The 14,166-nt window shown below is 65.5% G+C and carries 13 protein-coding genes, 1 pseudogene and 1 riboswitch; of the genes and pseudogenes, 8 read left to right on the forward strand and 6 right to left on the reverse strand.

The window, feature by feature from the left end; all coding sequences use genetic code 11:
- Positions 1-11: 11 nt before the first annotated feature.
- The 4 genes from RT424_RS09030 to RT424_RS09045 form a co-directional block, all read right to left on the reverse strand.
- Positions 12-2,297, reverse strand: a complete 2,286-nt coding sequence (locus RT424_RS09030; protein WP_313436610.1) for a TonB-dependent receptor — start codon at positions 2,295-2,297, stop codon at positions 12-14.
- A 72-nt stretch (positions 2,298-2,369) separates the two neighbouring features.
- Positions 2,370-3,605 (reverse strand): MFS transporter, encoded by a 1,236-nt coding sequence (locus RT424_RS09035; protein WP_313436613.1) that lies wholly within the window; start codon positions 3,603-3,605, stop codon positions 2,370-2,372.
- 293 nt (positions 3,606-3,898) lie between these two features.
- Positions 3,899-4,966, reverse strand: a complete 1,068-nt coding sequence (locus RT424_RS09040; RefSeq protein ID WP_313436615.1) for an LLM class flavin-dependent oxidoreductase — start codon at positions 4,964-4,966, stop codon at positions 3,899-3,901.
- On the reverse strand, positions 4,963-5,883 hold the full coding sequence (locus RT424_RS09045) for an aldo/keto reductase (protein ID WP_313436618.1): 921 nt from the start codon (positions 5,881-5,883) through the stop codon (positions 4,963-4,965). Before RT424_RS09045 ends, RT424_RS09040 begins: the two co-directional genes overlap by 4 nt.
- 30 nt (positions 5,884-5,913) lie before the next feature.
- Between RT424_RS09045 and RT424_RS09050 the strand changes: the two genes are divergently transcribed.
- Positions 5,914-7,002: a Gfo/Idh/MocA family oxidoreductase gene (locus RT424_RS09050; RefSeq protein ID WP_313436619.1), complete on the forward strand. Its 1,089-nt coding sequence runs from the start codon at positions 5,914-5,916 to the stop codon at positions 7,000-7,002.
- A gap of 480 nt (positions 7,003-7,482) precedes the next feature.
- Complete coding sequence (locus RT424_RS09055; protein WP_313436621.1) at positions 7,483-8,121, forward strand: outer membrane beta-barrel protein; 639 nt, start codon at positions 7,483-7,485, stop codon at positions 8,119-8,121.
- A gap of 85 nt (positions 8,122-8,206) precedes the next feature.
- On the opposite strand, the gene RT424_RS09060 is transcribed toward RT424_RS09055, so the two are convergent.
- Complete coding sequence (locus tag RT424_RS09060; RefSeq protein WP_313436623.1) at positions 8,207-8,839, reverse strand: SOS response-associated peptidase family protein; 633 nt, start codon at positions 8,837-8,839, stop codon at positions 8,207-8,209.
- Between the two features lie 44 nt (positions 8,840-8,883).
- Positions 8,884-9,029, forward strand: a riboswitch (TPP riboswitch).
- Positions 9,030-9,078: 49 nt separating this feature from the next.
- On the opposite strand from RT424_RS09060, the gene thiC reads away from it, so the two are divergent.
- The 6 genes from thiC (at position 9,079) to RT424_RS09090 (ending at position 13,694) form a co-directional block, all read left to right on the forward strand.
- Positions 9,079-10,977 carry a phosphomethylpyrimidine synthase ThiC gene (gene thiC, locus RT424_RS09065; protein ID WP_313436626.1) on the forward strand — a complete coding sequence of 633 codons (1,899 nt, stop codon included), beginning with the start codon at positions 9,079-9,081 and terminating at the stop codon, positions 10,975-10,977.
- A 220-nt stretch (positions 10,978-11,197) separates the two neighbouring features.
- Positions 11,198-11,491 carry a hypothetical protein gene (locus tag RT424_RS09070; protein WP_313436629.1) on the forward strand — a complete coding sequence of 98 codons (294 nt, stop codon included), beginning with the start codon at positions 11,198-11,200 and terminating at the stop codon, positions 11,489-11,491.
- On the forward strand, positions 11,491-12,261 hold the full coding sequence (locus tag RT424_RS09075) for a DUF72 domain-containing protein (protein WP_313436632.1): 771 nt from the start codon (positions 11,491-11,493) through the stop codon (positions 12,259-12,261). The genes RT424_RS09070 and RT424_RS09075 overlap by 1 nt, the downstream gene beginning before the upstream one ends.
- 42 nt (positions 12,262-12,303) lie before the next feature.
- Positions 12,304-12,918 carry a hypothetical protein gene (locus tag RT424_RS09080; RefSeq protein WP_313436634.1) on the forward strand — a complete coding sequence of 205 codons (615 nt, stop codon included), beginning with the start codon at positions 12,304-12,306 and terminating at the stop codon, positions 12,916-12,918.
- Between the two features lie 66 nt (positions 12,919-12,984).
- Positions 12,985-13,311: a YciI-like protein gene (locus RT424_RS09085; RefSeq protein WP_313436637.1), complete on the forward strand. Its 327-nt coding sequence runs from the start codon at positions 12,985-12,987 to the stop codon at positions 13,309-13,311.
- Positions 13,308-13,694, forward strand: a complete 387-nt coding sequence (locus RT424_RS09090; RefSeq protein WP_313436640.1) for a DUF4440 domain-containing protein — start codon at positions 13,308-13,310, stop codon at positions 13,692-13,694. Before RT424_RS09085 ends, RT424_RS09090 begins: the two co-directional genes overlap by 4 nt.
- A gap of 4 nt (positions 13,695-13,698) precedes the next feature.
- On the opposite strand, the pseudogene RT424_RS09095 reads toward RT424_RS09090, so the two are convergent.
- A pseudogene (locus RT424_RS09095) lies at positions 13,699-14,166 on the reverse strand (hypothetical protein); the annotation flags it as partial.

Consider the following 14,166-nt stretch of genomic DNA (forward strand, 5'->3'; position numbering starts at 1 on the left):
TTCCCTTTTGCTTAAAAGTCCTTGCGCAACATGATCCCGGCATAACGCTTGTCGTCGCGCGGCACGTAGCGGACGATCCCGGCGAGCGTGCCGTTGGCGAGGAAGTTCGAGTAGCTCTGGTTCGTGATGTTCTTCACGAAACCACGCAGCTGCCAGTCGCCGGTGGTACCAATCAGGGCCACGCTGGCATTCCAGATGTAGTAGCCCGGCTGGATCGTGCCGGGCGTCTGGGCCAGCTGGTATTGCGTGCGGCTCTTGAGCGTGATGTCCGACTGCACTTCGAGGTCGAGCGAACCCGACAGCGCGAAGCGGTAGGCCGCGTTGCTGTAGAGCTTCCATTTCGGCGCGAAAGGCAGGACTTCGCCGTTGATATCGCAGCTTGCCGGGGCGCCGGTGGGGCAGATGAAGTTCAGCACCTTGGCGTCGGTATAGGCCACCGAGGTATCGAGCGAGAGGCCCGGAATCGGGCGGAGGCCGAAGTCCAGTTCCACGCCCTTGGTCTGCACGGTGCCGGCGTTGATCAGGCGGGTGACCTGCGCGCCGCCGACCACGTCGTTGTAGTTGGCCTGGTAGTTGTGGAACTTGGTGGTGTAGACGGCAAGGGCGTAGGTGATCTGGTTGCCCAGCGCCGAGCCCTTGATGCCGCCTTCGAACGAGTCCGAAGTTTCCGGCTTCAGCGCGATTTCATCCAGCGGCGTCGTCGCGTTGAGCGAGCGCATGTTGAAATAGGCATTGTAGGCCGGGCCCTTGTAGCCGCGCGAGTAGGTGAAATAGGCCTGGTTGTTGGCCGCGAAATCCAGCTGGAGTCCGCCGCGATAGGAATCGCCACGTGTCGAGGTGGAGCCGGCTGAATTGTGGTAGGCGCGGATGCCTGCCACGTCGAGCGCGGTCGCGCCCGAGTTGGTGGGGTCGTTCGTCGAGGTGCGGACGTGATAGTAGCTCAGGTCGTCCCAGGTCGAGCGATAGCCTGCAATGGCGCGCAGCCAGGGGGTGAAGTTGATGTTGGCTTCACCGAACAGGGCGTAGTTGTCGCTCTTCACGCCGTAGTTCGCCACGCCCGTCACCACGTTCTGCGCGCCGGAAATCAGGCGCGTGAGCGAGCGGGTGTAGACCTCGTCGGTCTTGGCGTGGAGATAATAGGCGCCGACCACGTAGTCGATCAGCTTGCCCTTTGGCGAGGTAAGGCGCAGTTCCTGCGAGAACTGACTGTTGTCCACGATGCCGCGATCGTCGCCTTCGGGGAAAGTGGCGGAGAGCTGCGACAGGGCGTCGTAGTCCTGGTGCTGGCGGTTCTTCCACTCACGATAGGCAGTGATCGAGGTGACCGTGTAGTCGCCCAGGCCCCACTCGGCGGTCAGCGAGCCGCCATAGTTCTTGTCCCGCACGTCGGTGTCGAAGTTGGTGCTGACCTCGCGGTTTTCCGGGCCTGCGGTGATGCCCTGGCCCGCCAGGAAGGCTGCGAGGGCCGGAGACTGGGTGACGGTGCCGGTGGGATAGGCGATCTGGCTGGTGCGTGCGTAGACGCCGCTCGGCGTGGTGTCGTGCGAATAGAGGTAGTCACCCGCGAGGGTGAACTTCAGATTGTCGACCGGCGTCGCCTCGATCTTGGCGCGGGCGCCGTAACGTTCGTAGCCGTTGACCGTGTTGTCGGTGAAGACGTTGCGCACGTTGCCGTCATAGTTGGCATAGAGGCCGTCGATCCGGGCGGCGACATTGGGCGCGATGCCGCCGGTGACGCCCGCCTTGATGCGGTATTCCTCGTCCGTGGTCGCGCTGCCTTCGGCATAGGCATGGAATTCCTGTGAAGGCGCGGCGGTGACGATGCTGATCACGCCTGCCGAGGCGTTCTTGCCGAACAGCGTGCCCTGCGGGCCGCGCAGCACTTCGATGCGTGAGACTTCGCCGACGTCGAGCGTGGCCTGGCCGGGGCGGGTCAGGACGACGCCGTCAAGCACGGTGGAAACCGAGGATTCGACGCCCGGCGAAGTGCTGATCGTGCCGACACCGCGAATGAAGACCGTGCGGTCCTTGTTCGAGGCGCCATTGCGGAAGTCGACCGAAGGCACGGTGGCGCTCAGGTCCTGGAGGTTGTGGATCGCGCGGTCGTTCAGCGATTCGCCGCTGACGGCGGTGATGGCGATCGGCACCTGCTGAAGCGATTCGTCGCGGTAGCGCGCGGTCACGACGATCTCGCCCGAATTGGAGTCGGGGGCCTCGTCCGCATAGGCGGTGGCGGGAAGCAGGACCGCGGAAGCCAGCAGCAGGGTGCGGGCGGCGCGGAGCGGTGTCATGGTCATGGAATTCTCCCTGGATCGCGCGGCGCTAACTCAACTGTTTAAGTTGAGAAAGATAGTTTTCCTTTAGTCGCCCTATGCGCGAGATGAATCGGCGTCCTCTGCCGGGACGATTTGGGGCATGGTGAGCTGAATCCAACCAAGCGCAAGCAGGTAGGAGACGGCGGCGAAGCCGAACAGCGGGCCGTATCCGAGCCCGGCGGCGAGCACGAGGCCGGCGATCTTGCTGATCGCCGTGCCGCCCAGGTTGCCGCAGAAGGCGCCGAAGCCGGTCACGCGGCCCACCTTGTGGCGCGGGGTCACGTCGGCGATCAGGCCGAACAGGTTGGTCGAGAAGCCCTGGTGTCCGGCCAGGGTTAGCGCCATGAGGCCCACGGCGGGCCAGTAGCCCTCGACATGGAGCGCCAGCGGCACCGGCACCACGCAGAGCGCCGAGATCAGCATCAGCGTCTTGCGCGTGCGGTTGGCGCTCCAGCCGCTCGAAAGCAGGCGGTTGGCCGCGAAGCCCGAGATCAGCGATCCGGCCGCCGAGCCACAGTATGCCAGCGCCAGCGGGGGGCCAAGGTCGGTGCCGGACAGGCCGAACTGCCGGTTGAAGTAGTCGGGCATCCAGAACAGCATGAGCCACCAGGTGGCGTCCGACAGCACTTTGGCCAGAGCGATCGTCCAGGTGCGCCCTTCCTTCAGGAACAGCTTGTCGCCTGAAACCAGGCTGCCCTCCACGGTTGGTTGCCGGTCCCCGAAGTCCACCCCGCGCGAAGCCAGTAGCCACGCCCCAACCCAGAACAGGCCGATCACGCCGGCCAGCACGAATGCGGCGCGCCAGCCCCAGACTGCCGCCACCAGCGGTATCGTCAGCGGGGCCAGGATCGCACCCAGGCTGTTCATGGCGTTCGAAAGCCCGAAGCCGAGCGACCGCAAGTTCGGCGGGAAGATGGTGGCGATGGTCTTGACGCCCGCCGGCGTGCCCATCGATTCCGTGGCGCCCAACCCGATGCGGCAAAGCACGAACTGGCTGAAGCTATGCGCCCAGCCATGCGTCATCGCGGCCAGAGACCATGCCGCCACACCCGCCGCATTGGCCCACTTCACGCCCAGCCGATCGACGATCCAGCCCGCCGCGAGGAAGCCGAACGCGGCGCCCGCCTGAAACCACGCGGCCAAGGTGCCGTAGTCGTCGTCGCTCCAGCCGAGATCGGCGGCGATCGTCGGCTTCAGCACCGAGATGATCTGGCGGTCGACGAGATTGAGCACGCCCGCCGTAAGAGCGAGAGCGAAAAGCAGCCAGCGGCGGCGCGGGGACAAGGTCATGCGCGGCACGTCCGGGTGTGGAGGAATTTCTGCATCGCGGATCGTCTAGCGATGGCGGGGGGCAGGGGCGAACAAGAAATTCTAGGGTGGAGGGGTGAAGTCAGAAGTCCTGGGGGATGATCCCCCAGACCCTCGGAATGTCTACTTTGTGCGCTACCTATCGGTCCTGCGCTCCTTGCGGCGCAGCCATTAAGTCTCCCGACGCCACCATGGGCGCGTGAGGCAGTTGGTCGGCGTGACCTAGACGGTGTTGGGGGTGCAGGGGGTGCTGCCCCCCTGCTTTTCCCTTGTCCTTAAAGCGCCAGCGGTCCGTGATCGATCCGGGGCAGCACATGCCGCGCGAACAGGTCCGCCTCGCGCGCATGAGGGTAGCCGGAGAGGATGAAGGCATCGATCCCGGCCTCGCGATAGGCCTGCAACTTCGCCAGCACCTGGTCCGGATCGCCGACGATCGCCGCGCCGCAGCCCGAGCGGGCACGACCGATGCCGGTCCAGAGGTTGTCTTCGGCATAGCCGTCGTCGCTGGCGGTTTCGCGAAGTGCGGCCTGCGCCTGCACGCCGACGGATTGCGAGTCCAGCGAGCGCGCACGGATCGCGGCGCCCTCGGCCGCATCGAGGCGCGAAAGCAGGCGATCCGCGGCGCCGCGCGCTTCTACTTCGGTTTCGCGCACGATGACATGGACGCGATAACCGAAGCGCAGGGTGCGGCCGTATTTGGCGGCGCGGGCGCGCATGTCGGCGATGGTTTCCTTCACCGCTTCCATCCGGTCCGGCCACATCAGGTAGACGTCGCAGCCCTTGGCGGCGACGTCTCGGGCGGGTTCGGAAAGGCCGCCGAAGTAGAGCGCCGGGCACTTCGAACCGGGCGCGATCATGCGCGGGGCGTCGAGCTTCAGGTTCCAGAACCGGCCCTGATGGTCCAGCGACTGGCCCGAGAGCAGGGTGCGCAGGATTTCGATGGCCTCGGTCGTGCGCTCGTAGCGCGCGGGGCCGTCCAGCGTCTCGCCCGGCATCTCGCTGGAAATGATGTTGATATTCAGCCTGCCGCCTAAAATCTGATCGATCGTGGCGATCTGGCGGGCAAGCTGGGCAGGCCACATTTCGCCGATGCGCACGGCCATCAGTAGCTTGATGCGGCGGACTTGGGTGGCGATGGCGGCGGCGAAGGCGGTGGTGTCGATCCCGAGCGTATAGCCCGAAGGCAGCAGCACGTTGTCGAAACCGCCTTCCTCGGCAGCCGTCACGATATTGCGGCAATGCTCCCAGCTGGAGCGCAGCATCGGGTCCGGCTGGCCGAGGAACTCGTAGTCATCGTCGCAGAGCGCCGAAAACCAGCTGATCTCGCACGGATCGCGTGTCACGGCAGGCGTGCTCCCATCGAGGCTTCGAGCACGGCATACCATTCCGGCGCCGTCCATTCGACCTTCAGCGCATCGCGCGAGGCGAGAATGCGCTCCGGGGTCTGCGAGCCGACGATGGGGATCGCGCGCGAGGGGTGAGCCATGATCCACGACAGCGCGGCGGCGGCGGCATCGGTGCCGTAACGCTCGCCCTGCGCGGCGACCAGCTTCGCGACCGGATCTTCCGAACCGGCGGCAAGGCGCCCGCCGCCGAGCGGTGACCATGCCAGCACGGCCACGTCGCGGGCCATCGCCTGGTCGAGCGTGCCGTCATAGAGCGGCGCATAGCGCGCGGCGGAGAATTCCGGCTGGGTCGAGACGATGGGGAAGGGCAGGAAGGCCTGGAGCGCGTCGAATTCGGCGGGGCTATAGTTGGAGACGCCGATGGCCTTGACCTTGCCGCTATCGACCATGGCGGCGAGGGTGTCGGCCACGTCGCGCGGATGGGCCAGGAAGTCGCGGCGGTGGATCTGGTAGAGTTCGACCGAGGGCAGGCCAAGGCGTTCGAGCGAGGCTTCGAGCGCCTTGTTCAGATAGTCCGGGCTCGAATCGTAGGGAACGCCGAGCACGATGCCGCCCTTAGTGGCGATGATCATGCGTTCGCGCAGATCCGGGCGGGCGGCGAGCGCCTTGCCCAGCAGCACTTCCGCGCCGCCGAAGCCGAGCGCGGCGTCGCAGCCATAGATGTCGGCGGTGTCGAACAGGGTGATTCCGGCCTCAAGCGCCGCTTCGATACGCGCGACGATGGCGCCGATATCGTCGTTGCCGTCCGGTCGGGCGAGCCGCCACATGCCCCAGGCAATCGGGAAAACGGAAATTCCGCTCTTGCCGAGCGGGACGGGTTGGGCCGATAGGGCCCGCGTCGTGAGCGTGGTCATGAGCCGCCACATGGCACATGGAGTCGTGAAATGGTAGAGACGCTGCGTTACGGAATTGTCGGCACCGGGATGATGGGTGTCGAGCACATCCACAATCTCAAGATCCTCGAAGGCGCCGAAGTGGTCGCCATCGCCGATCCGGAACCGACGTCGCTCGGCTGGGCCAAGGATGCCCTGGGCGAAAATGCGGAGGGCGTGGCCGAATATGCCGACAGCGCCAGCATGATCGCCAATGCGGGGCTCGATGCCGTGGTGGTCGTCTCGCCGAATTTCACGCACCGCGACGTGCTGGAGCCGCTGCTGTACAGCGACGTGGCAATCCTCTGCGAAAAGCCGCTCTGCACGACGATGGAAGACGCCCGCTGGGTGGTCGAGCGCGCGGAGGCCCGCAAGGCCCCGTTCTGGACCGGCATGGAATATCGCTTCATGCCGCCCGCCAAGGCCTTCATCGACGAGATCCACGGCGGCAAGGTCGGGCGTCTGCACATGCTCTCGATCCGCGAGCACCGCTTCCCGTTCCTGGTGAAAGTGCGCGACTGGAACCGTTTCTCGGTCAATACCGGCGGCACCATGGTGGAGAAGTGCTGCCACTTCTTCGACCTCATGCGCCTGATCACCCGCTCGGAGCCGGTACGGGTCTACTGCTCGGGCGCGATGGATGTGAACCATCTGGACGAGCGCTATGATGGCCGCCAGCCCGACATCATCGACAACAGCTTCACCACTGTCGATTTCGCGGACGGCAGCCGCGCGCTGCTCGACCTCTGCATGTTCGCCGAGGGCGCCGAGCATCAGGAAGAGATGAGCGCGACCGGCGACAAGGGCCGCCTCGACGTGCTGATCCCGCCGGGCGATCTCGTCTGGTCGCCGCGCGTGCCTTGGCCGGGGCCGAAGTCGGTCGAGCGCTGGCATGTGGCGGTGGACGAAGCGGCGATGGAAGCCGGTTCGCACCACGGCGCGACGTTCTACCAGCACGAAGCCTTTGCCCGTGCGGTTCGCGGCGAGGGCGAGGTTCAAGTGACCGCGCGCGACGGGCTGATGGCAGTGGCCATCGGCGCCGCGGCCGAACTCAGCGCGCGCGAAAAGCGCGTGGTGGAGATGGCCGAGCTGCTGGGCTGACGCCTGAAGTGTAGCCCGAGGTGTCCGCGGATATGACGCTGAATAAGTCGTCGTCCCGGACTTGATCCGGGACCGCTGGCCGAGCTGCGTCTACCTCAAGGCTGGGCGCGGTGTGGCTGGGGCGGGGTTCTGCGACGTATTGCCTGAAGATTTGCCAGCGGTCCCGGATCAAGTCCGGGACGACGTATGTCTTCGGCGCCTTCTGCCACCGCTCAAACGCAAGCGTCAGCCGGTTCCCGGAACGGTCGAAAAAGTATCGGCCTCTTTTCGGCGACCCACCATGCGCAGGGAATCCAGCCTTCGGGAAAATGCGAATCCGCAGGGGTTTGCGGCCTGAATGGACGGATTTTCGCCAATCTTCGGGTGTTGCGTAACCGTCACATTCCGCTCCGGATCGCGTACCGGATTACCCCTAATGAGCAACTTTGACCGTCCGGTCGCGGTTCTGCTGGAACCCCCGACCCCAAATGAGGACGTGTTATGAAGATCAAGGCCACCACGCTCGCAGCCATGCTCGCCGCCGGACTTACCGCCGGCATCGCTGCCCAGCCGGCCCTTGCGCAGGATTCAGGTTCCCCCGAGATCGCTCCCAACGGTACGAGCTTTCGCGGGATCCGCGTCGAAGGAAACTTCGGTGGTGACCGGTTCCGGTCGCAAGGCGATCACAACGACAAGTTCGGCTACGGCGGCACGGTCGGTTTCGACGGCACGCTGGGTGAACGCATCGTGATCGGCGCCGAGGGCAGCTTCTGGAAGCCGGGCAGCGGCAATGAAAACTGCAACGGCCTGCCGGACGGCAACAGCGTTTGCCACAAGGGCTTCGAGGAATGGGGCGCGGCCGTTCGCGCCGGTTTCCTCGCCACGCCGCAGCTGCTGGTGTTCGCCAAGGGCGGCTACGTCAACGGCGAGCAGCGCCGCCGCATCGACGGTCCTACCGGCGACACGCTGGTCTACGACCACTACCGCGCCGATGGCTACCAGGTCGGCGGCGGCGTGGAATATACGCTGACCCAGGGGCGCCTGCCGGTCTATGTGAACGCGCAATACGTCTATTCCGACTATCACGGCCATACTTCGCGCCAGCGCCTGATGGGCGGCGTGGGCATCCGCTTCAAGTAATCGGATTCTCTTCGCAGGCCAATCTCTTCGCAGGGGAGTGGGCCCGGATCGTCCTCGTGACGGTCCGGGCCTTTCCTCATGAGCGCTATACGCCCCCGGAAACCCTGACTTTCATAAGCGAGGACGAATAGGGCACGATCAGTTCGGCGGCCCGTTTCCAGTCGCCGCGCAGCCAGGTTTCCTGCGCGTCCGGCGGCAGGATCACCGGCATGGTGTCGCGACCCTCGGCGCGCAGAGCCGCATTGGCCTCGCAGGCGAGCAGGGCGAAGCTCGGAACTTCGCTGTCCTTCCAGACCGCGGCCATGGCGAAGATCGGCTGGTCGACCGCTTCGAACCAGCACTGGCGGCGCTTGCCGTCGGTCGGGTCGACCCGGCCCCATTCCATGAAAGCGGTGGCCGGCACCAGGCAGCGGAACTCGCTGTTGCGCAAGTTGCCGATCCAGAACGGACTTTCGAGATTGCGCACGGTGAGAATGCCGTGGCGACGCTGGTCGAAGGCGGCGGGCGGCGGCGGCACGCCCCAGAGGCGCGGCACCATGCGGCGCGGCTGGCGTTTTTCGGGTCTTGGCCCCGCCACGAACTCGCGGCCCATCGTCACCACCGGCGCGAAGCCGCCGCCCGAAACCGCGCCGCCCCGCCAAGGATCTTCGCCCGCCTCTGCTCCCATGGCACGGGCGACCTGGGGGGCGGCTGCGTCGAGGCGATAGATGATCGGCATGTCTCTCGCGGCTCTAGACGGGGGGAAAAGCCGCGTCTATCGTCCGCCCATCCCCGGGGAGCTTGTGCCCAAGGTTTTCGCTTTGCGAAAGCCGGAAGGAAACAAAAGGCTGAGAGGGGCAGGTCACGCTGCCCGACCCGTTGAACCTGAACCCGTTAATACGGGCGGAGGGAAGGGCGGGCCACAGGACTCATCTGTCGCGACCTTTCTTTCGTCCATAAGTCGAAGGAAAATCGCTTATGGCCGACATCAATTCCAAACTGGAAATCGGCGTTACCACTGGCCCTATTCGCGGGTCGAAGAAGATTCACGTCGGGCCGCTTGGCGTTGCCATGCGGGAAATTCATCTGGAGCCCGGTTCGGGCGAGGCGCCGGTGCGCGTTTACGACACCTCCGGACCCTACACCGATCCCGATGTGAACATCGACATCGCGGCGGGCCTTGCCGCCAAGCGCCGTGAATGGATCGTGGCACGCGGCGATGTGGAGGACTACGAGGCCCGCGCGGTGAAGCCGGAGGACAATGGCCAGCTCGGTCCCGACCGTTCGGGCGGCGTCCCGGCGTTCCCCAACGTGGTGAAGCGCCCGCTGCGTGCGAAGCCGGGCATGAACGTCAGCCAGATGCACTACGCCCGGCGCGGCATCATCACGCCGGAGATGGAATACGTCGCCGAGCGTGAAAATCTCGGTCGCGCCATGCTGAAGGAATATCAGCGTGACGGGCAGGCCAGAGATGGTGAAAGTTGGGGTGCGGCGATCCCGGATTACGTTACGCCCGAATTCGTGCGCGAGGAAGTGGCGCGGGGCCGGGCCATCATCCCCTCGAACATCAACCACCCCGAAAGCGAGCCGATGGCGATCGGGCGCAATTTCCTGGTCAAGATCAACGCCAATATCGGCAACTCCGCCGTCGCGTCGGACGTGGCGAGCGAGGTGGACAAGATGGTCTGGTCGATCCGCTGGGGGGCGGACACGGTGATGGACCTCTCCACCGGCCGCAACATCCACGACACCCGCGAATGGATCATCCGCAACAGCCCCGTGCCGATCGGCACCGTGCCGATCTATCAGGCGCTGGAAAAGGTCGGCGGCATTGCCGAGGACCTGACCTGGGAGGTATTCCGCGACACCCTGATCGAACAGGCCGAGCAGGGCGTGGACTACTTCACCATCCACGCCGGCGTGCGCCTGCCCTTCGTGCCGCTCGCCGCCAAGCGCGTGACAGGAATTGTAAGCCGGGGCGGATCGATCATGGCCAAGTGGTGCCTCGCCCATCACCGCGAATCGTTCCTCTACGAGCGCTTCGACGAAATCACCGAGATCATGAAGGCCTATGACGTGGCCTACTCGCTGGGCGACGGCCTGCGCCCCGGTTCGATCGCCGATGCCAATGATGAGGCGCAGTTCGCCGAACTCTACACTCTTGGCGAACTGACCAAGCGCGCTTGGGCACAGGACGTGCAGGTGATGATCGAGGGGCCGGGCCATGTGCCGATGCACAAGGTGAAGGAGAACATGGACAAGCAGCTTGAGGCCTGCGGCGAAGCGCCGTTCTACACCCTCGGGCCGCTCGTTACCGACATCGCGCCGGGCTACGACCATATCACCAGCGGCATCGGCGCCGCCATGATCGGCTGGTACGGCACGGCAATGCTCTGCTACGTCACGCCCAAGGAGCACCTCGGCCTGCCCAACCGCGACGATGTGAAGGTGGGCGTCGTGACCTACAAGCTGGCCGCCCATGCCGCCGATCTGGCCAAGGGGCATCCGGCCGCCAAGGTGCGCGACGATGCGCTGTCTCGCGCCAGGTTCGAGTTCCGCTGGCGCGACCAGTTCAACCTCAGCCTCGATCCCGACACGGCGGAGCAGTACCACGACCAGACCCTCCCCGCCGAAGGGGCGAAGTCCGCGCATTTCTGCTCGATGTGCGGGCCGAAGTTCTGCTCGATGAAGATCAGCCAGGAAGTGCGGGACTTTGCAGCCCGGCAGAACCAGCCCTCGACCGGCTTCATTGCCGCCGAGGATGGCGGAATGCTCGCCATCAGCGAAGCCGAGGCCGGAATGGCGCAGATGAGCAAGGTGTTCAAGGAAACCGGCAGCGAACTCTACATGGGCGCCGGTGACCGCGAGCACGATTGAACGGAGAACACGGATAATCACATCGTCCCGGACTTGATCCAGGACCGCTGGCGGTGAACGGCCGTCCTCTCGGCAAGGCTCTTCAATGCGAGGGCTCGCCTAAAGAACTGCCAGCGGTCCCGGGTCGAGCCCGGGACGACGTAGATGCGCGACCCCACCAATTCTCCTTCGCGGGAATCGATTGCGCTGGTACTGAGGCTCTCCATCTGGAGAAACCCGAATGCCCCGCGATACCAACGGCGACTGGATGAAACTCGCCCATGACAGCTACTGGCTCTGGGCCGAATCCATGATGGTCATGGGTATGCGCACTACGGACATGATGACCGGACGCGGCAGCAACCGCGAAAACATGCTGATGGTCACCGAAAAACTCCAGGCCAACGCCGAACTGGCGATGAAGCTGGCTACCGGCGGACTGACGTCTCCGGAGCAGACCGCGCACAAGGCGGTCCGCCACTATCGCAAGCGCGTCACCGCCAATCGCCGCCGCCTCTCGCGGAAGAAAAGCTGATGGCCGCCGGGGGTAAGGGCGAAGTGCACGTCGGCATCGGCGGCTGGAGCTACAACCCCTGGCGCGAGACATTCTATCCCAAGGGCGTGTCCAAGGCCCGCGAACTGGAATACGTCGGGCAGCACCTTACGGGAACCGAGATAAACGCCACTTTCTACGGCCGCCAGAAGCCGGCCAGCTTCGCCAAATGGCGCGATGCCGTGCCCGATGGATTCAGGTTCGCGCTCAAGGGCTCCCGCTACTGCACGAACCGCAAGAACCTGGCCGAAGCGGGTGAAAGCGTCACCAACTTCGTCGAGCAGGGACTGGTCGAACTGGGCGACAAGCTGGGCCCGATCAACTGGCAACTGGCCGCCACCAAGCGGTTCGATCCCGACGAGATCGCCGCATTCCTTGACCTGCTGCCGGAGCGGCACGGCGGTCTGCGCCTGCGCCACGCCATCGAGCCGCGTCACGAGAGCTTCAACAATCCGGCCTTCCTGGCTCTCGTCCGCAAGGCCGAGGTCGCCGTCGTACTGGCCGACAGTTCGGACTACCCGGCATTCGAGGAAGCGGCCGAAGCGGGCCCTTTCGTCTACGCCCGCCTCCAGAACGCGCGCAGCGAGATCGAGCAGGGCTACCCCGACGCCGAGCTGGATCATTGGCGCAAGCGTGTCGAAGACTGGTCCGACGCTGGGCGCGACGTATTCCTGTTCTTCATCAATGGCGCCAAGGAAAGAGCGCCGGCGGCAGCCATGGCACTGATCGGGCGGCTCGACGATCGATCCTGATGGCGCAGGGAAACCTTCATCTGGCTTGCGCATTGCCCTGTCATGAAGAACATCCTCGTCGCATCCGCGCTCGCCTGCGCCCTCGCCGCCTGTTCGTCCCAGGCACCCGAGCAGGCGGGCGACGCCACGTCGCCTGCTGCCGAGCTCACATCCGTCGTGCCGACGGCGGATGTGGCAGAATCGCCCGCCGTCATGACCACCGGCAAGACCACGGCCGGTACCGACGGGAAGATTCTCTCGCTGGAAGGCCTGGGCAATCTCCGCATCGGCGAGGCGGCCCCTGCGGGTTCCTCATGGGCAGAGCGCGGGGCGCAGGAGTCCGACACCTGTCGCACGATCACCTCGCCGGACTATCCGGGCGTCTATGCCATTGTCGAACAAGGCAAAGTCCGGCGCATCACGCTGGGGCAACGTTCCACGGTGAAGCTGGTGGAAGGCATCGGCGTGGGCTCTACCGAGGCCGACGTGAAGAAGTGGTTCGCGGGTTTCCGAGAGGAAGCGCACAAGTATGAACCCGCGCCGGCGAAGTACCTCACGGCGCCCAATGCCGAAAGCGGCGATCCGGCCTTGCGGTTCGAGATCGGGCAGGACGGGAAGGTCAAGCTGATCCATGTCGGAACGATGCCGGTGCTGGAGTATGTGGAGGGTTGTTCCTGAATTGCTCGCTCAAGGCGGGTTTCGTGTAAGCTCGGTGGTCACACCTTCAAGCACGAGAGCCGCGCGATGAACCACTACCTGCTGACCTATCACCTTGCCGCCGACTATCTGGAACTTCGCCCTCAATATCGCGAACCGCATCTGGCGCTGGCCTGGCAGGCGGTGGAGCGCGGCGAACTGGTGCTGGGCGGGGCAGTGGAGGATCCGGTCGATACGGCGCTTCTGCTTTTCGCCGGGGACAGTCCGGAGGCGGCGGAAGCCTTTGCAAAGGCCGATCCCTATGTGACCGCAGGCATCGTCGAGCGCTGGACGGTGCGGCGCTGGGCAACGGTCGTCGGGCGTGACGCTGCCAATCCGGTACGTAGCTCGGGGAACAACGGGTTCCAGGCGTGAGCGCGGCCGAACTGGCGATACGCGCCCGCCGCGCTGCATTCAACCGCGCCATCGCCGAGGGCGACGCTGCCGCTATCGGCCCCATCCTGGCGCGCGACTGCGTGATGGTGACCGGCACCGACAGCGCGGTGATTTCGGGCCGTATGGGGCAGGTCAAAGTCTGGCGCCGCGAGTTCGCGAGCCCGGCGCGGATGGTCTACGCGCGAATGCCGGATCAGGTCACGATCTCGCCGGTAGAGCCGATCGCAATGGAGCATGGCCGGTGGGAAGGCATCGACAGCACTTCCGATGTGATGGCGGCCGCCGGAACCTACACCGCGAAATGGCGCGAACTGGGCGGCGCATGGGTGATCGAGGCGGAGTTATTCCTGACGCTGGCCTGAGCCATCAGGCGCCCTCGCGCTCGGCGGCCAGGACATCCGCGGCCGCACCGGCGGCGCGCGCGGCGGAAGCGGCGGCGGCATCGGCGCCCGAATCGCGAGGCGGTGCGGGGGGCCGGGGCGGCGTGGCCGGGGCCGCCTGCTGCGGCAGGTAGCTGCGGGGGCTCGGTTGATAGAGGCGCTGCTCACGGCTCTGGAAAGGCGCGGGCGGCGAGACGAAGGCGGGTTCTTCCCCTGCCTCGCCTTCATCCCGTTCGATCCAGCGCGGCGGAGGGGCGCGATCGTCCCAACCGGACCCGTCGAGGATCACCATGCGTCCTCGCGGCGGCCCGAAACCGTCCTCTTCGGCAAAGCCGTCCGCCTCATCCATCGCACCGTCGGGCAGGGCATAGCCGCGCGCGTCGTCCATTTCGCGATCCTCGGCGCGAGACCGCTGGCCATCGGACAGCGCATAGCTGTCCGGATACTTCTGGAT

It is taken from the genome of Novosphingobium sp., from assembly GCF_032093395.1.
Lineage (GTDB): Bacteria > Pseudomonadota > Alphaproteobacteria > Sphingomonadales > Sphingomonadaceae > Novosphingobium.